This window comes from Streptomyces sp. NPDC006552 (assembly GCF_040611655.1).
Lineage (GTDB): Bacteria > Actinomycetota > Actinomycetes > Streptomycetales > Streptomycetaceae > Streptomyces.
Window position 1 is genome coordinate 1 of record NZ_JBEXOS010000099.1, and the last position, 17,647, is coordinate 17,647.

Below are 17,647 nucleotides of genomic sequence, written 5' to 3' on the forward strand. Positions count from 1 at the left end.
CTGGGAACGCCGAGCCGACATTCACGAAGCGTTCCTCAAACTGGCCTGCTGCCTCATCACCCACCGACAACTCAGGTCATTGTGTTAGCCGTTCTAAGAGCCCCAGACAGGCACTTACCAGCGCATGCCGAAGGTACCCGGTCCGATTGCGCTGACCTGCGCCCCCGGGGGCCGTCAGCCAACCGAGCGGGTGTGGTCCCGACGCTCGGCTCTCACCAGCGCATGCCGAGTTGGTCGAGTGCGGCTCGGCGTTCCGCGCCGAGGTTCCCAGCCCGCCTGCGTACGTTCGCGGTCCACATGCCCAGGTCGACCAGGACGTCGCCGTCGGCCGTGGTCTCGCGTCCGGTGGCGGCGGGCCCGGCCAGTTCCACCGGCAGGGCTTCGACGTGTTTGCGGGGCACGTTGAGGTGTCCTTCGCGGGCCTGGTACTGGCGGGCGGCGGCGAGGTTGAGGGCCCATTTGTGGTCCTGGGTCACCTTCACCGGCTGCTCTTCCTCTCCGGCCGGCTCGATGCCGAGCACGTGCTCCAGCAGCCACTGCTGTGCCAGGAGCAGCTGCTCGAAGCCGTACCGCTGCGCACTGACCCAGCGTCCGAGGTCTTCGCCCTGGACGACGACGTCCACCGCCGCGGTCGGCAGGCTCCCCCGTCGGCCAGGTGCGCCTCCACGGAGGCAGCGTTGCCAGCCGGTGTCCCAGGTCGGGCACCAACCGGGGTCGATGTCGTCGAGCGTCCTTATTGTCGTACAGGGCAGTTCCCTCACGCCCTGAACAAGATCAATCTCAGCGCCAACCGCTGTATCGATGTTCCCCGAGGCCGAATTCGTGGGCGCCATCTGGACTGCCCTCGGCAGGTCGGTGGCGGCATTGCTACTTCACGACGACCACCTTTTCTCCGACCCTTCCCTCTGTCCAGAGCTCTTGGCTAGCGTTCTCGGTCAACCGGATCCCTCCGCCTGAATGCGAGGGAGCTGAGCCGGCATCCCGAAGCCCTTTCTGGGCGCTGAAGGCAACCCACCCGCGTTTATCCTGATCAAAATACAGGACACTCTCGATCGTGGCACCGTCACCACCCATCCCTGTCTTCTTACGCGACTCGACCTTGTATTCACCTATCCCGGGCAGTATGTCGCCCGGGGTGGCCGCGAAAGACTTCCCGCCGTCACCTTTGGAATCGACGATCCAAACCCTGTTCCGTGAAAGGGAAAAGATAATCCTGGGACCGCTCCCGGATTGAGGGAGGAGATTATCTATGGCGCTCTTGTTCGGCTTGGGGGACGTCTGGGGTTCGCCTCCTTGTCGGAGACGCTGGCTGACTTCCCATCGGTAACGCTTTGCTTGGCGTCCACGGCCAAGACGCCAACCACGGCGAGCGCAGCCATTGTGATTCCAGATACCCAGACAGCGGACTTCAATTTACGACCTTCACATTCTTGCGGGCGCAGACCAAGGGTTCAATGCTACCCGCCGTCAGTGACGTTCACCATCTCTCATTTTTGATCAAATATGGAGCTATGCCCCAAAATGCATATACTATAGAAAGTCCATGTAAGGCCGGTAATATTCGGCATCTGGATGACTGGAATTGACTCTTGACAGCAAGAGTCTTTCGTAGTCATGATCATTTTCGTTCAGATCCCAGGACTGACGAAAGAGATCTCAGGTGAAGAAGAGAATAGTTGGACTCGCTCTGGCGGCTGCGATATCGGGGACCGTCATGGCTGCTGTTCCTGCGTCCGCCGCCACTTCTGGCCGCTGTACCGATGGGTACGTCTGCTTCTACTACAACTCGAATCACGGGGGCGCGAAGGCCAAGTTCAGTAGCAACGTCTCCAACCTGGCCGGGTACACCTTCGACAGTAGCGGAGCCGGGGCTGGCGTCGCAGTGAAGAACAACGCGGCATCAGCTGAGTACGTGCAGAGTGGATGTAGTGCGTCCAACTGCTACGCGCGGGTCTACTTTAACAGCGGTTACCTCGGTCTCTATGACCAGGTCGGTGCCGGTTCTTGGAGGAATCTGGCGGACACGTACAACAACAACGCATCGCTGGAGATCTTCAATCCTCTCTAAAGAGGGGTGGGGCTATCTGTTTGGCCTCAGCACCATGCACTGAAGTGGCGTGTGCACTCAGGGAGATGTCTGCCTGGATGCACACGTCTTCGTCGTACAGGTACACGCTAGGTCCCTCATGAAGACAGCTTCTTATCGGAACATCTGCCGCTTTCCAAAGGCCGCTCTTGCGCTCGTTCCAGCCCTGATGGTCGTTTCTGGCTGCTCAGCCTCTAGCTCTCCTCAAGGGCCCGAACCTGCAACTAGCCTGGGCGACCATACGCAAGAGCTAGACTCGACCCGCCTCCGTTTGCCGATCCATCAGGCCCTTTTTTCGAATGACGAAATAGCGGAGCTGAATTCGGCTTCGATAGTTCTCGCTAGAGAGTGTATGAGGGATTTCGGCGTCAGCCTTCCTGAGCCGCCTGAGCGGACTCAGATCGGTCCGGTAAACAGGATGGAACGTCGTTACGGCCTAGCGGATGAAAAAATGGCCAGGGAGCATGGCTATCATTTGGGAAGCCGAGACCCGAGAACGGCCAAGAAGGAGAAATGGGGTCTGTCTCGGGATCAACGGCTGATCCTGACCGGAACCAGCTCATCGAATGGGAAGCAGGCGCCCAAGGTGACGGAGTTCAACGGGCGCGAAATACCAAGCGGAGGCTGCTGGAAGGTTGGTGAAAGAAGGCTCACCCCGAAAGGAATGACTTTCGGCGAGTCGTCGAAAATCCGCGAACTTGACCGTAAGGGCTTCATGGAGAGCGAAAAGGACCCCCAGGTTCAGGCCGCATTCTCTACCTGGGCTTCTTGTATGACCTCAAAGGGGTATAGCTATCCGAACCCCTACGCGCCAGCGGCAGACTCGAAGTTTCAAGGAAATATAGAGAATAAAGCTGAGATTAAGGTCGCTGTCGCTGACGTCAACTGCAAGAAACGAGTGAACCTAGTAGGCGTCTGGTACGGAGTTGAGAGATCGAAGCAACAGTCGCTGATCAAAATGAACTCTGCAGAGGTTCAAGCGGCGAAAAAGCAGAAGGAATCTCAACTAGCCGACGCTCGACGGGTTATCAAGCAGAAGGATTGATGCCTGCACGGAAGGCCTGGTGCTGCAGCGGAGCTTTCGCCGGAGGCGCCAGCCCTTGAGGGTCGCCATGGCCCGCTCGCCGACGCATCGGATTTTGGCGTGGGTGGTGTTGTGCCGTCGCTTCCACCGCCTGAGCCGACGACGCCGAAATGGTACCCGGACGGATCCGCCAGCACCTTGATACGCCTTGTCCGCCCAGCATTTGAGTCCCGCATCAGCGAGGGCCTCGATGATCCCGTTCTGGCGCGCGGCGGTCAGGTCGTGGGTCGAGCCGGGCAGAGCCGGCGAGGCCCAGAGCAGTCGTCCGAACGGGTCGGTGAGGACCTGGACGTTCGTGCCGTGGCGTGTGTGTTTCCCGGAGTAGTACGGGGTGTCGGCGGCAATGCGGTCGATCGGCAGCAGGGTGCCGTCGAGGATGACGAACGCCTTCGTCCGGATCGTTCTCATCGCTTCGGCCAAGGACGGGGCGAGGGTGGACAGAGTGTCGACGGCTTCACGTATGTAGCGGTAGACGGTGGCGATCCCGATGCCAAATCCGGCGGCGAGCTGGGCGTAGGTGTCACCGCACCGCAGGTGGGCCAGGGTGAGCAGAGCCTGACGTGCGGCGGAGAGGCGCCGCCATCGCGTTTTGATCTCCTGCCGCCTGGCTGTGAGTTGTCCGCTGGCCGCGTCCCGGTCGGTGGTGTCGGCGGGCGTGACCGTGATCATCACCGGAAGCCCGAGGGTGTCGACGGCGATGTGTCTCTTGCGTCCATTGATCTTCTTCCCGGCGTCGAACCCGCGGGTGGCCTTGGAGACGGTCTCGGCTCCCTTGACCGACTGCGAATCGACGATCAACGTCACTGACCAGGGGCATCGCCCCTGGTCAGTGCGGATCTGCCGCCGTAGTTGATCACGGAGAAAGCCGATGACGCCGCGGCGGTGCCAGGCGGCGAAGTGGTAGTAGACGGTCTGCCAGGGCGGATAGTCCGCGGGTAGGGCCCTCCACTTGACGCCGTTGTCGACCAGGTAGCGGATCGCGTCGACAATGTCGCGGCGGTGCCATTCCTCCGGCCGACCAACCGTCCTGCTCGGGCAGGCGGGCAGGGGAAGCAGCTGTTCGATCAGCGTCCACTCCGCGACGGATGTGTCGGACGGGTAGCGGCGCCGGCGGATGGTAGAAGCTGGCATGGGAGAAGGTCCGGGATCACTTGGAGAGCTGGGCAAGAGTGGCGCGAACACCGGTGAGCTGGGCGGATGCGAGCTGGGCCCATTCGTCGTTGGGGTGCCGCATCAGGTGCGGGTCGAGCGTCCCCGTGATCAACCGGGTAAGGCGGCCCAGGACGAGGCGGAACTGCTTCTTCTCGTATTCGATCCAGTCGGCTGGTTCCTCGGAGAAGAGGTAGCCGTCCTTGCGGCGCCAGATGATCGGGGTGAGATGCTCTGAAGCCCCGACATCACGCAGGTGACGGACCCCGCGGGCGACCTGGGACGGGGAGAGACGGGTGGCTGCGACCAGCTGCTTGGTCTGGAGTCCTGCGGGTCTGGCCTCATCGCGGGTGAGGTCCTTGACCGCCCGGACCTTCTCCTCGGCCGAGACCGGATTATCGACCTGTTGCCCGACCAGGCGTTTCGCCCCGTCGGTGGTCCACTGCTTGCGGTTGGAACGCGGGTTGAAAGGAGCGTCATCGACCGACACCCCTCGTTCCTCCTCGTCCTGGATCGAGGCGAGAATCTTGTGAACGGTGTAGGAGACACCGTCCTTCCGCCTCTCCTTCGGCCAGCGCGAGGACACCCACCGCCAGTCCTCAACGGTCTTGCGGGAGACACCGATGTCGTTGGCGAACAGCTAGAGTGCCTCCTCGACCGTGAACAGGTCCTCGCTTCCCTTGGCCACCGACCCTCCCAGCGGCCGCATCGGCTCGATGATCAGGGCCTTGTCTCCCAGCGCGAACTGGGCTTTCGTGACCTGCGCGATCAGCTCGCGCGCTTCCGCGACGAGTTCTTCGTAACGTGTCCGTGAGACGTTCCCGACCCAGTCCGACATGACGTCACCGCCCTCGTGTCCCGGACCGGGCCAGCCACCGGCGGTGGTCGGCTCAACCGTTTATCAGCCCAGGTCATGACCAGAATGGAGTGGAGTGAACCGCTCATGACAGGCGCGAACGGGGAGAGCGCGGGGCGCATCGACAGCCCGTCACACCCCTCTGCGAAAGCCCTGTGCCATGCGGTTCACCTGCGGCGTTCGGCTATGACGTCACCGTGACGGAATCCGGTGACGCCTTCGCCCGCCAGGCCCGCGTCCGGCATCGCGAGGAACAGAAGACCGCAGAACGTCGCAGCTCGACCCCGTGTCAACGGCCATGTAGTTCTCCCTAGAGGCGGCCAGTAGTTCTCCCCACTGACGGCCAGTGGAAGTTCCCCGGTGGCGGCCAGATATCTCCCCGCCCTCGGGTGGTGTGGGACAGCTGAAGGGCTTGACTCCCTTGCCGGTGGTGGCTTCGGTGAACCTGAACGAGTCACCCTGAGTGACCGTGACGTGAGCGTGGTGGAGGAGCCGGTCGACGGTCGCGGTGGCGAGGGTCTTGGGCATGATCTCGTCGAAGCCGGAGGGGTGGAGGTTGCTCGAGACGGCTATCGAGCGCCGTTCATAGGCGGCATCGACCAGGCGGTAGAAGCCCTCGGCGGCGTCCTCGGAGACGGGCAGGAGACCGATGTCGTCGACGATGATCAGGTCGAAGCGGACGATCTTCGCGAGGGCTCGGGCGATGGAGTCGTCCGCGCGATGGCGGCGGACGAGGGCTCCGAGGTCCTCGATGGTGAACCAGCCGACGGTCAACCCGGCCTCGACCGCGGTCTGTCCGAGGGCCTCGGTGAAGTACGACTTTCCGGTTCCCGAGGGTCCGCAGATGCAGAAGTTCTCGCGGCGGCCAACCCATTCCAAGCTCTTGAGGGCGTCCTGGGTGGCCCGGGGAATCGAGGACTTGGTCTCGTGCCAGTCGCCGAAGGTCTTGCCGGTGGGGAAGCCGGCCCGCTTGCGGCGGGTGTGGAGGTTGGCCCGGTCGCGGCCGGCGGCTTCCTCGGCGAGAAGGACGCGAACGACCTCGGCGGGATCCCAGCGTTGGGCCTTCGCGGTGGGGATGATGTCGGTCAACGACCTGCGGATGTGCGGGAGCTTGAGCCGTTTGGTGAGTTCGATGGCCTCGGCGAGCGGGTCGCCGTTCGTGCCGAGGACGGTGCGAAGAGGGGTGGCCATCAGAGCTGGTCGCTTTCGTCGTACTCGGAAAGATCAGGAGTGTTCGTGGCCGGGGCGCCGAGGGCGGACCAGGCGGAGGTGCCGGGCTGCAGCGAGTGGTTCTCGCTGCGGCGGACCGGTTCGGCCAGGCCGTGGACGGCCTGGTAGTCGAGGATGGAGAGCAGGTCCTTGTCCGCGAAGCGGGCGGTGACCGCGGCGGTGCCCAGCGCGCGGTCAACTTCCGCTGCCGAGTAGAGCTTCGAGAGGGCGACGGCCTCGGCCATCTTGGCCTTGATCCTGCGAACGCCTGCCGCCCCGGCCTCGATCAGCCAGGACGCAGCCCCTGGCCCGAGCTGCAGGAACGCGGCCTCCTCGGCGGAGGTGGCCCGCGGGGTGCGGTCGGCTTGCTTGTTCTCGCGTGGCGGATAGTGGGCATCCTCCAGGACCGGGCTGCCGGGCTCGCCTCGGTGGTGGCGGGCGACCTCACGGGCCGTTCCGTCCTCGTCGACGGCGGTGACGATCAGCTCGTCACCGTGGAAGCGGGCCCAGACGCGGGTGTCAATCAGCTCGTGCGGGACCGAGTAGCGGACCGCTTCGACCGAGATCGTCGACTCCCAGGTGACCCGGCGGGTGGTGCCGAAGGTCGCGGTGAACGGCTCGCGCGGCAGCGGGTGAAGACGCTGCCGTTCCTCGGCGAGCCGTTCGGCCGGCTTGCTGCGAGTCGCCCTGTGAGTACGGGAGTTGACCTCTTCGCAGAAGCTGCGGCAGGCGGCCTCCAGCTAGCCGAAGGTCTGGTACTCCTCCCGCAGGTTCACGTCCTTGGGGACCAGATCGGCCTTCGCGATCTTCACGGTCGACTCCAAACCGCCCTTGGTTTCGGGGTCCGCCGGGACGCACGTGCGTATCGTCGTGCCGTAGTGCCGGGCGACCTCGACGATCTCCGGGTTGCGGACCGCGATCCCGGCAACGTGATCGGTGGTGACCGTCTTCTCGTTGTCCGTGAGCACGACGCGGGCACCCCGCCGAGCCTGCGGAACGAGGCGTCCAGAGCCGCGGTGACCGTCGGGAGCGTCTTGTCCCAGATCGGGATGACGACGCGGAAACGCGACCAGGCCAGCCAGGCGCAGAACAGCGTGGTCTTGCGGCCCTTGATCACCGGGCCGTCGCCGAAGTCGTACTGCAGCCAGAGCCCCGGCTCGGTCACCCACGGCCGATAGATCCGCCGCCGACCGGCCCTGAACTGGGCTTTCGCCTCGGCGACGGTGCGGCGGGTGGTGCGTTCCCCACCCGTGAAGCCCATCGCGGTGATCCGCTTGTGCACCACGTCCGCGCGGACCTTGCCCCGCGAGCGGACCACCAGTTCCTCGATCTTCGGCAGGTAGTCGTCGATCGCACGAGCCCGGTGGCGGTGCTGCCCGGGGTTCTGGCCGGCGGCCCGCATCTTCACATAGCGGGCCACAGTTTGGTGGTCGCATCCGGCCAGCTCGGCTGCGGCGCGGTAACTCCCCGTGAGGTCGAATGCCTCAAGGATTTCCATGATCTCCCTGCTGTTCTTCACCCGCTCGAGCCTCGCCGAGCAGGACCTGTCGGAGCGAGCGGGGAGAAATTTGGCCGTACGCGGGGAATCCCGTAGCCATCAGTGGGGCGGTAAATGGCCGCCTATTGGGAGCTTGTCATGGCCGCCGTCACCCCACAGGCCAGACGGCTGAGATCTCGTCAGGCGCGCGTCCGGTGGGCGTGCCGGGAGTGGTGCACCGACAGGGGTTACGCCACGGAGATCCAGATCAAGATCCCATTCGAACCGCAACGCCCCTGCCTTTCGGTCTCAACCGAGGAGGCCGGGCGGCTTGGCCTCACGGAAGTTGTGCCAGAGCCCGAGATCGGACAGCAGTTGTCGACCACTTTGGGAGGCACGAGAGTCTGGCGCTGTTCGATTGCCAGACGGCTAGAAGGGGTCGGCCGAGGTGCCCTGCCTGAGGTTCACGAGGATCGTGCGCAACCACGGGCTGCGAATGGCTGGTAGCCGGACCAAGGTGTGCTCGAACGTGCCCCGGTCGGCTCGGAACAGGTAGTTGGGGAGCAGCGGGAGCGGGTTGTCGCGGAGTACGTCTCGGGGTATGCGGCCTGACGCGGGAACCGGCAAGTACGGCTGGGGAGAGACCAGCCACAGCCACACCCCCAGCGGCAGAGGCACCCGGTATGCCGACGCAGTCGTGCTGGCCGACGTCCAGGTTCGACCTGTCTGGGGATGGACCGGTACGAGAAGGATGTTGACGCCCGCGTCTGGAGAGGGCTGTCCCGGTCCAGCCAGGACGGCGCGCCGCTTCGGAGGGCCTGCCGACAGCAGGGCGTCGAGCGCGCGTTGGAACACGTCCGCGGTGAGACCTTCCGGGACCTTCACCGGCTGCCCTTGGGAGGCAACCAACAGGTGGGCGAGCGCCTGGCCAGCTGCCGCCTCCCACTGAGGGCTCCATGACCAGTAGTGGTTCGACCCCAACCGTCCTCCCCACGTGGCAATCGGCTCGAACGGGGGCGTTCTTTCCCCCTTCTCTGCCAGTTCGGCCCAGGAGAGAGGCGCAGCGTCGATACCCTCAACGGGGACGCGGCGCACGGCGTCCGAGCTGAGCCGCACTGCCTGCCAGAGCGAGCAGTCGTCGACCCTGGTCGCCACGGGGAGGTCGCATACCTCGCAGGCCATGTTGGGCCCGTCGGCTCCGTCGAGGCCGCAGCAGGCACCGCCGCGCTTTTCAGGAATCAGCCGGGTTCCCCGGATGTCACCGGGCGCGATGACGCTGGCCCCGGGCGGGCTGTCGGACAAGGCGTAGACCGGCGCGTAGATGCCGAGTGCCTCCGCCTCGCTCGGATCGATCTCGTCCCATATCCGCCACGGCCCTCCCCAGGGGTCCGGGTCCACGGCAAACGTCCCAGACTCCATGAGCACCGGAAGCTGGGCCCCGTTCCCGTACTTCTGACGGGCGTGGACTGGCAGTGAGACCTGGGAGAGGGAGGTGGTCAACTCGGCGCCGCATCCAGCGCACACGAAAACGAACAAGTGTCCTCCGCCTGGGAAACAACCGCATCGTCGCAGCTCTCCAGGCAGCCAGCCAACCTGTTTTCTCCTTTGTTGGGGGAGCGACACCTGCCGCCGTCGTGGGGGTATCAAGGCAGAGCGGGCAAGTGCCAGCCGCCGCCCCTAACTACGGCAAGCGACTCACTCAGTGTTCGAACTTCCGGTGGGCTGTGGCGCCTCCCGAAGTGGTGAACATCTGCTGCCCATTCTCGTGAACAAGGCCACAGGCTCCCGCCGCCGGCCAGGTGCGCCTGCACGAGGCGGAGGCAGCGTTGCCATCCGGTGTCCCAGGCCGTGCACCCCGCAGGGTCGATGTCGTCCGGCGCCTGGCGCCGCTCCTCGGTGAGCGCCCCGGCCTCCGGCCCGACCTCAGGCGCCTGCGCGGGTCCGGGGTGGCTGGGACATGTATCTGCGAAGACATTGGTGATGGTGGGGCTCTCAGCCGGCGGTGTCGAGAGCGATGCGAGCGGCGACGGTGAAGGCAGCGCGTGCGGCGAGGCGTGCCTCGCCGTTGGGCTGTTGATCGGGCTCGGCCAGTGCGATAGCCGACTGCTGTTCGCCCACGTTGGCCATCAGCACGCGCACGATATTCCAGAACTCCTGGTCCGCGGAGTTGTACAGCGCTGCGGCCTTGGAGTCGAGGGCGGGCGGGCCGTACAGCGTGACCACGTGCAGTGCCTGCTCCAGTCGCTTGAGGACGGCCAGGCCCTCTTGGATCTCGGGAGGCCTCGGCTCATCGGAGTTTGGTGGATAGAGCCCCCAGGCCCGGTCGACTGCCATCCACGCGTCCGTTGATGCTGAGAGCAGGTCGGCGTACGCCGTGCGCCGGGCTTCCTCACGAAGCCGCAGCCGTTCTGCGGCGGCCTGGCGCCGTTGCAGCCGCAAGGTGACCGCTCCGGTCAACCCTGCCGCGATGAGCGTCGAGAGCGCGGTGACCAGGGCCACGGCGACCGTTTCTGTCATGCCGTCAGTGTTCCTCAGCACTCATTCCCGGCGGGCGGCTTCGCCTGAAGTCTGCGGGTCGTGCTTCAGCTCATCGGCGACCCGGAGCTGGCGCGAGCCGGACCAGGGGCCGTCGTTCGCCCAGATGTCTCACAACTCACCAACGCATGCTCAACTGGTCGAGCGCCTCTCGTCGTTGATCGGTGAGCCGGTCGGCACGCCTCCTGACGTTGGTGGTCCACATGCCGAGGTCGACCAGAACGTCACCGTCGGGGGTGGTCTCGCGTCCGGCGGCGGCGGGCCCGGCCAGTTCCATCGGCAGGGCTTCGACGTGTTTGCGGGGCACGTTCAGGTGCCCTTCCCGGGCCCGGTACTGGCGGGCGGCGGCGAGGTTGAGGGCCCATTTGTGGGCCTGGGTTACCTTTACCGGCTGCTCTTCCTCTTCGGCCGGCTCGATGCCGAGCGCGTTCACCAGCCACTGCTGGGCGGGCAGCAGCTGCTCGTAGCTGTAGCGCTGCGCGTTCACCCAGCGTCCGAGGTCTTCGCCTTGTACGACGACGTCCCCGGCCCCCGTCGGCAGGCTCCCGCCACCGGCGAGGTGGGCCTGAACGAGTCGGAGGCAGCGCTGCCAACCGGTGTCCCACGCCGGGCACCACCCCGGGTCGATGTCGTCCAGTGCCTGGCGCCGCTCGTCGGTGAGCGCCCCGGCCTCCGACCCGACCGGCTCACCCGCTTCCCGGCGCGCGGCGATCCGGTCAGCGAGCCTGGCCGCGTCCCGCATGTTCTTGGCCCATTTCCCCACCGGGTACCCGTTCCAGACCGCGGTGGCCGGCGGCAGGAAATGTGAGTGGACCTCAGCCCAGGCCCGCGCCGCGGTGAGGCCGTCCGCGAAGGCGTCCTCGCGCGGCGCCCACACCATGCCCAGCCCGTCCAACTCCCGGACCCGCTCCGGGTCGAGCTGGCCGGCCTTGTAGGAGCGCCTCTGGTGGGCCAGCCACACCCCCAGCGGGAAACCCGCAGGCGCCCACTCCTTGGGTGTCACGAAGCCGTATGGCGCCGCCAGCGGCCCGTTCTCGTGCTCTTTGACGTAGCGGGCGGCGGCTTCGATGCCGCGCAGCCAGTACGCGCCTTCCGGCTCCAGGACCCGCAGCCGCACGAACCGCGCAGACCACAGCAAGACCCTCTTCACCGACCTCAACACCGAGATCGTCAGCATCGCACGAGACCTGGGGGTGGCCAACCTGACCAGTGTCAACCTGGGCCTGGACGGAAAACTCAACGCCCGCAAGACCGGCGCCAAGCATCCCTTTAGCTCGTTCATTCCCACCGACCGCCTGCGCACGCGCATCGCGGCGATCGTCGGCATGATCAAAGTCGGCCGCAAACGCGGCATCATGTCTCACCCCGGTCTGCTGCTCATCGACGCGCCCACCGCCGAGGAACTCTCCCCCGAGAATGCGCGCAAGTGCATCCAGACGCTCTACGAGACCGCGGCAGACGACCCGGGCATCCAGATCGTGATCACGTCAATCGACGACGCGGTTTGGGAGTTCTTCCCCGACGACCGTACCGTGACCGGTCCTGACAAACGCCACCTCTTCTAGGCCAGGCCGCCAGGGGTGCCCAGCGACGACAGAGGAGGCGCAAGGCATCGTGCACGCCATCGACGAACGCCTGGCCCAGTGGGCCACCCGTGCCTCCCGCCCCCAGCTTCGCAGCGGCCCGACCGTGGAGGACCTCGGAGGCCTCGACGCCGTCTTTGCCGCCGCGGACCACCTCGCCCAGGGCCCCTTCCTCCACCACCTCGTCCAGGCGACCGCACACCACCGCGACGCCGTCGGTACCGAAGCGTGCAAGCCGCTGTACGACGCCATCCTGAACGGCCTCCGGACCAGCACCAACCACACTGCCTTCGCCAGCGCCACCGACGCCCTCACCAGCCACCCAGCCCTGACACGTGAACTCGGCACCCCCCTGAGCCGCGTGCTGCTCGCCCGCCTCCAGCAAGCCCAGGACGCCGGCGACGACCTTGCCGCGGCCCTCATCGGGGTGGAAGCCGCAGACTGCCTCGTCCAACTCACCCTCGCCGGCGTCATCAAGAGCGCGGCGCGTCTCCTCGGCGCCATGGACGAAGCAACCGAAGACCCCACCGCACTCCCCGAGGCCATGGCCAGTCGCCTGCCCCGTCTCCTCGGCGTCCTGGACGCCCACCATCCCAGCGCCGGTCTCCGCGACGCCCTCGAACGCTGCCTGATGCTCGAACACACCTGCCGCGACGCCGCATTCGAGCTCGCCCTCGGCGACCTGCGCCAGGCGCTGGAACAAGACCAGTACGCGCCCATGGCCGGGCAACTCCGCAAAACGCAGGACCGGCTGGCCGAACTGATCACCATCGACCCCGACCGCCTGGACGCCCAGCTTTACCACGCCGCCATCGAAGCCGTCCTCGGCCTGTCCGCTCCCGATGCCCCCACACGCGTCCGCTCAGCCGCATCCACCCTGCGCGACACCCTCCACCGCTACCGGGACTCTCGCTATCGCACCCGCACCCCGACCTGGGCCCGACCACGCCACAACGATGTGATCGCCTGGTCGGAACTCACCGTCGTGCTGGATGGTGCAGCCGCACACCTGGCACACGATGACCCCTGGTACGAGGACGGACACGGCATCCTCACCGCACTGCTTCGCGCGTACACCGCGCACAACACGGTCACCGTACTCACAGACACCCCCGCGGCCGCCGCCGTGGAGACCCTGGTGGCACCCGTCATCGAGGACGCCTTCCTCCAGCACGAGCACCGGCAGCGCTTCCTAAAGCACGCACTGTCCCATGACGAGCAACTCCGCGACGATCCCGCGGCCCAGCAACTCCACGCCGCACTCATCCACCGCACCAAGACCAGCGAAACCTCCCCCGACCAGCAGGCGGGTGATCGGGGAAAAGCACGACGCTGGCAACGGCTGGCGCACCAACTCGAGGACAACTTCGCTGCGTTCGTTGACCAGACGCCCGAGCCCGTCCTCGACCGCCTGGAACTCAGCCTGCGCACCCACGACGACGTCCTCGAAGCCATCGCCGACCCCAAGTACGGCCGCCTCAAGGCGCGACTCCTCAAACAGCTCGAGAACTCCAGCGACTGGATTCCCGGCATCGCCGACGAGTTCACCGCTCTCCTGGAAGCCACAATCCGCTTCGCCTACCTCTGTTACGACATCGGTCGGAAGATGGGCGGCTCCTATACCGAACACCTCCACAAACGCGACAAAGACGGAAAGAAGCAGAAAGTAGACGAAGCTCTATTCCATCAGCACTACCGGGAAGTACTGCAATTCTCGGCACTCTTCAGAGTCGTCAACTCAGAAGTGATCGACAAGGCAGGCGGAAGAACCGACATCCTCGTCTCCTTCGGCGCCGTGCAATTCAACGTCGAATGCAAGATCGAAGAAGACGACGCCAGCGAAACCGCACTACGTCAATACGTCGCCCAAGCCGCCGAATATCAAAACACCAATGCGGGCTTCGCCATCCTGCTCGCCCTCGATAAAACCGTCGACGCCGAAGGTGCCGTCAACCTCTTCAAGAGCATCTGGATCGAACCCGTCCAGCGTCCCGGCGAATCCGAACCATGCCTCGTCGTCATCATCCGCATCCCAGGAGGACGCGAAAACCCCAACCTGCTGCGCCCTCGCCCCCTTGTATAGCAGCGCAAGGTTCGCTCTGCCGGGCGCGCTCGGGGTTCGAACCGAGCTGCAGGGGCGTTTCCGCCGGAATCGTCGCTCGCACGCAGTCCGGTGAACGGCACTGGGGCGCCGGAGCGGGCTGCGTTGCGGCCGGTGGTGGTACGGCGTCTTCTCGCGTTGGAGGAGGCGGGGGCGCTTCGGACAGTGCATGTGCGGATCGCCGCACAGTCGGCGGGGGTCCATCTGCGGACGGTGTGGCGGTGGCTGGAGGTGGCAGCGTTCGGCGTTCGCACTGACGGATGCGTTGTGGGCCCGGCTGGGGGAGCTGGGCGGGAACGTGAAGGCCCTGTACCGCTGGATGGGCGAGCATGCCCATGAGGTACTGCCCGCGCTGGGCCGCAACCGGTTGCCGTCGTTAACGACGCTGTATGAGGCGGTGCAGCGGGAACGGCGTGCGGGCCGGGTCCTTGATATTGCCCGGCCCGGCTACGCCCGCACCGATCTTGCCCCCTACGACCAGGCGTTGGCCGAGCTGGCTTTGCCGGGGACGGTCGATGAGGCGGGCCGGGCCCCGCTCGCTGTCACCGAGCCGGAGGAGAACTCCGAGGACACTGCTCTGCGCGGCCCTGCCCCTCTGCGTCACTGGCCGAAGGGGCGCGTCTGTACGTGCCGGGCGCGCACCTTGTCTCCACCCGCCAGCTCGGCGCTGTCACCGAGGCCCTCGCGCACTCTCTGGCCGCCCGCGGGAGCGTGTGCGTGGACGGCAACCCCGGGCACGGCAAGACGGTCGCAATCCATCAGGCGCTGCGTGTGCTGCCGCGCCGTACCGAGGTGCACCGCATGTTGGTGGCGGTGAAGCCGGCGCTGCCGCAGTTGCGGGCGGCGCTGCTGACCGCGTTCGGTCTGCCGGCCACGGCGTTGACGAACCGGACGGACGCCGCCGCCCGCACCGTGCTCCAGGCATTCCAGGCCCCAGTCGTCGTGGTCATCGATGACGTGCAGCGCATCGCCGCGCCAGAGCTGGACTATCTGCGTCTGCTGGTGGACGCGCCGACGACGCAGGCCTGGCGCGGGCTCCGACGCTGGCCTCCCGGGTGCTGACCTGGCAACAGGTACCTCGCCTGGACGGGGAACAGGTCCCCACTGTGCTGCGCCTGTTCCACCCCTGTGGACGCCGCGTCGGACACCGACCTGCCCCATGCCAACACCACGCACGCGAGGGGCAATTTCCGTACCTGGGCGAAGATCACCTCCCACGCGTATGCGGCCCTGGCCCGTACTCCCGAGGCCGTGGTCGACCGTGCCCTGCTGACGCGGGCTTGTTCCCGTCGGTCCCGTGTCAGCCCTGACCGATTCCGCCCCGCGGGCCGAAGGACACCCCTCATGACCGCGATAACCCCTGATGACGAGGCCCCAACGGTGTCGCCACCCCGGTCCGAGCTCGTGCTGGATCCCGTGTCGTTGACGGCACTGCGGGCCCCAGCGGTGCGTCGTCTGCTCATCCTGCGCGCCGCACGCCGACTCACCCGTGCCCATGTCTGCGCCACCGCCCAGTGCCTGAACGTCTCGGAACGCTCGGTGTGGCGCTGGCTCGCCGAAGCCACCACCACCCCCGCCTCAGCTGCTCGTCCGGGAGCACGCCGGGCCGACCGGTTCGAGATCATTCCCGAGATCCGGGTGCTACTCGCGTACTGGCACGGCAATGCTTCCGCGGTCCACCGCGAACTCCTCGCTCGTGCCCGCACCGCCACCGACATCGGGCCCTTCATCTGGCAGCGCTTCACCCGCCTCACCCAAGGCGAGGTCCTCCAGACGATCCCGCTCTACCACCCCATCTGGGCCGACGCCGACCCCGACGACCTCGCCTACGCCGACAGCCGCGCCGCGCACGGCAACTTCCGCAACTGGGCCCGCCTGACCGCCCTCACCCACACCGCCCTCAAACGCACCGGCCGCCCCCGCGTCGACCAAGAAGTCCTGCGCTGGGTCTTCAGCAAGCGCAACTCCGCCCACTGATCCACTCCATCACCACCGCATCCCCGGAGCGTCTAGGTGTGCCCTTCCACGACGGGTGCCCTCTCGTCGGCAGACGAGGAGCAGCGCGCCCGTCTTGGAGCGCCTGATGTCAGTGGCGGGTTCTACGCTTATGAGCTTCGCAGCACCGACAAGGAGTGGGTCCATGGCCATCGACTTTGTTGCCCTACATGAGCCGCTTGTGGAGTGGGTCCACGAACAGACGGCCGCAGATTTGGCGGAGTACGTGACGATCACTGCCTTTGGCGAACAGCATGGTCTCGACGAACAACAGTGCTTCCGCCTCCTGCTGACATGCAAGGAGTGGGGGCTGCTGAGCGATCGTTGGGCCACGATGGGCGATCCAGCAGCCAGTCTGACACCTCAGGGACTGCAATGGGTACAGGAACGCCAACGTCGGCGCGCTGATCCTCGAGCGCGCAGCGCCGCTGCACGTAAGGGCCTGCTGACCTGGTTGTGGGAGCAGAAGAACGAGGGCGTGGGCTATCCCATCGTGGAGGGCGCTCTTCAGTCTCCGCACTCGCTCCACGAGGGAGGACGACTGACGCCGGAGGAGATCGACCGCGCCGGCGCCTATCTTCTCGCCAAGGGCTTGATCACGGGCATCGAGACGGGGCAGACCGAAGGGCCCGTGCGGGCAGAGATCACGGCAGAAGGGCAGGACTGCGTGGAACACTTCGGCGGCGACCCGAGCGCCTACGAGCGCCGAAACAGCACCGGCAACACGACGTTCAACATCGGAGAGAACACGGGCAACATCGCCGCCAACAGCCGTGACTTCACAATGAACGCCACGACCAACAAGGACGGCATCGATTCCTCGGCAGTCGTCATGCTCGCCCGCGCACTGCGCCAGGCTGCGCCTGCCTTGGAACTGCCGGAAGAAGACGCCCTCGAGTTCACTCAGCTCGCCACGCGTCTCGAAACCGAGGCCGCCAACGGCTCTCCCGATCCCAGCAGGCTCACACGCTGGGGCGGATCCATCGTCGGCATCCTCAACTCGCCTGTGGTCAGTGGAGCTCTGGGAAGTGTGCTCGCCGCGTACACCGGCACGGTGCTGCCGGGCCTGCCGCCCGCGTAAGACCGCAACCCAGAATGGAATGGGGTGGGCCGTAGGAGAAAACGCTTGCGGCCCACCCCTGCTACCGCTCGCACCGTCCGAGGCGGGGGTAGGGGAGGGAGAAGAACACGGACGAGATAGCCACCACGTAAGCCAACATCTTTGAGAGGCGAACTGGACCTATACACAAAGTATCTGATTATGCATCAGCTTTTGGATAGCAGGTGCAATCACAGGCGAATTCCCAGGCCATAATCAATCCGGCTACAAAGATGACTCATGTAAGATGAACGCCAAAAGTAACACGAGTGAGATCGCCGCCCCAGGCCGGGACACGAGCTGACGCTCTCACAAGGACAGCAGAGACAAGCGTCGCCCCCGCCCATAGCGGCTGCTATTGGTGTGTCCGCGCGGAGCCGAACTTGCGGCCGACCTCCCGGTAGGTGCCTACATAGGTGAAGCCGAAGCGGGTATGGAGACGGACCGAGGCTTCGTTGGGCTGACTGATACCC

General features: G+C 65.8%; 14 protein-coding genes and 3 pseudogenes. 8 read left to right on the forward strand and 9 right to left on the reverse strand.

Annotated elements, in window-relative coordinates; all coding sequences use genetic code 11:
* Window positions 1-88, forward strand: a pseudogene (locus ABZY33_RS33870) (IS5/IS1182 family transposase); the annotation flags it as partial.
* A gap of 124 nt (window positions 89-212) precedes the next feature.
* Here ABZY33_RS33870 and ABZY33_RS33875 read toward each other — a convergent pair.
* The gene (locus ABZY33_RS33875; protein WP_356495553.1) at window positions 213-623 is read right to left on the reverse strand and encodes a helicase associated domain-containing protein; all 411 of its coding nucleotides are present in this window, start codon (window positions 621-623) and stop codon (window positions 213-215) included.
* A 1,037-nt stretch (window positions 624-1,660) separates the two neighbouring features.
* Between ABZY33_RS33875 and ABZY33_RS33880 the strand changes: the two genes are divergently transcribed.
* Together ABZY33_RS33880 and ABZY33_RS33885 are read left to right on the forward strand one after the other, a co-directional pair.
* A complete protein-coding gene (locus ABZY33_RS33880) occupies window positions 1,661-2,068 on the forward strand; it encodes a peptidase inhibitor family I36 protein (RefSeq protein WP_356495554.1) in 408 nt (135 codons plus the stop codon).
* Window positions 2,069-2,357: 289 nt separating this feature from the next.
* A complete protein-coding gene (locus tag ABZY33_RS33885) occupies window positions 2,358-3,131 on the forward strand; it encodes a hypothetical protein (protein WP_356495555.1) in 774 nt (257 codons plus the stop codon).
* Here the strand turns inward: ABZY33_RS33885 and ABZY33_RS33890 are convergent.
* The 8 genes and pseudogenes from ABZY33_RS33890 to ABZY33_RS33925 form a co-directional block, all read right to left on the reverse strand.
* Complete coding sequence (locus tag ABZY33_RS33890) at window positions 3,093-4,301, reverse strand: IS5 family transposase (protein WP_356495556.1); 1,209 nt, start codon at window positions 4,299-4,301, stop codon at window positions 3,093-3,095. The genes ABZY33_RS33885 and ABZY33_RS33890 overlap by 39 nt on opposite strands.
* A gap of 16 nt (window positions 4,302-4,317) precedes the next feature.
* On the reverse strand, window positions 4,318-4,905 hold the full coding sequence (locus ABZY33_RS33895; RefSeq protein ID WP_356495557.1) for a DUF6192 family protein: 588 nt from the start codon (window positions 4,903-4,905) through the stop codon (window positions 4,318-4,320).
* Window positions 4,906-4,959: 54 nt separating this feature from the next.
* Window positions 4,960-5,157: a hypothetical protein gene (locus ABZY33_RS33900; protein WP_356495558.1), complete on the reverse strand. Its 198-nt coding sequence runs from the start codon at window positions 5,155-5,157 to the stop codon at window positions 4,960-4,962.
* A gap of 420 nt (window positions 5,158-5,577) precedes the next feature.
* A pseudogene (istB, locus tag ABZY33_RS33905) lies at window positions 5,578-6,366 on the reverse strand (IS21-like element helper ATPase IstB); the annotation flags it as partial.
* Window positions 6,366-7,903, reverse strand: a pseudogene (istA, locus tag ABZY33_RS33910) (IS21 family transposase). The pseudogenes istB and istA, both read right to left, overlap by 1 nt.
* A gap of 387 nt (window positions 7,904-8,290) precedes the next feature.
* Window positions 8,291-9,397 carry a hypothetical protein gene (locus tag ABZY33_RS33915; RefSeq protein WP_356495559.1) on the reverse strand — a complete coding sequence of 369 codons (1,107 nt, stop codon included), beginning with the start codon at window positions 9,395-9,397 and terminating at the stop codon, window positions 8,291-8,293.
* Between the two features lie 456 nt (window positions 9,398-9,853).
* Window positions 9,854-10,378, reverse strand: coding sequence for a hypothetical protein (locus ABZY33_RS33920; protein WP_356495560.1), 525 nt, complete (start codon window positions 10,376-10,378; stop codon window positions 9,854-9,856).
* A 136-nt stretch (window positions 10,379-10,514) separates the two neighbouring features.
* Window positions 10,515-11,534, reverse strand: coding sequence for a helicase associated domain-containing protein (locus tag ABZY33_RS33925; RefSeq protein ID WP_356495561.1), 1,020 nt, complete (start codon window positions 11,532-11,534; stop codon window positions 10,515-10,517).
* A 55-nt stretch (window positions 11,535-11,589) separates the two neighbouring features.
* On the opposite strand from ABZY33_RS33925, the gene ABZY33_RS33930 reads away from it, so the two are divergent.
* From ABZY33_RS33930 to ABZY33_RS33950, 5 genes are all read left to right on the forward strand, one after another.
* A complete protein-coding gene (locus ABZY33_RS33930) occupies window positions 11,590-11,961 on the forward strand; it encodes a hypothetical protein (RefSeq protein WP_356495562.1) in 372 nt (123 codons plus the stop codon).
* A gap of 49 nt (window positions 11,962-12,010) precedes the next feature.
* Window positions 12,011-14,062 carry a hypothetical protein gene (locus ABZY33_RS33935; RefSeq protein WP_356495563.1) on the forward strand — a complete coding sequence of 684 codons (2,052 nt, stop codon included), beginning with the start codon at window positions 12,011-12,013 and terminating at the stop codon, window positions 14,060-14,062.
* A gap of 729 nt (window positions 14,063-14,791) precedes the next feature.
* Window positions 14,792-15,142: an ATP-binding protein gene (locus ABZY33_RS33940; RefSeq protein WP_356495566.1), complete on the forward strand. Its 351-nt coding sequence runs from the start codon at window positions 14,792-14,794 to the stop codon at window positions 15,140-15,142.
* A 354-nt stretch (window positions 15,143-15,496) separates the two neighbouring features.
* Entirely contained in the window at window positions 15,497-16,057 is a 561-nt protein-coding gene (locus tag ABZY33_RS33945; protein ID WP_356495564.1) for a hypothetical protein, read from the forward strand.
* Between the two features lie 163 nt (window positions 16,058-16,220).
* Entirely contained in the window at window positions 16,221-17,156 is a 936-nt protein-coding gene (locus tag ABZY33_RS33950) for a hypothetical protein (RefSeq protein ID WP_356495565.1), read from the forward strand.
* Window positions 17,157-17,647 lie beyond the last annotated feature (491 nt).

Coding starts and splice junctions, on each gene's coding strand:
- ABZY33_RS33890 (WP_356495556.1), bottom strand. CDS start 4,301: ATGCCAGCTTCTACCATCCGCCGGCGCCGCTACCCGTCCGACACATCC.
- ABZY33_RS33950 (WP_356495565.1), top strand. CDS start 16,221: ATGGCCATCGACTTTGTTGCCCTACATGAGCCGCTTGTGGAGTGGGTC.
- ABZY33_RS33900 (WP_356495558.1), bottom strand. CDS start 5,157: ATGTCGGACTGGGTCGGGAACGTCTCACGGACACGTTACGAAGAACTC.
- ABZY33_RS33920 (WP_356495560.1), bottom strand. CDS start 10,378: ATGACAGAAACGGTCGCCGTGGCCCTGGTCACCGCGCTCTCGACGCTC.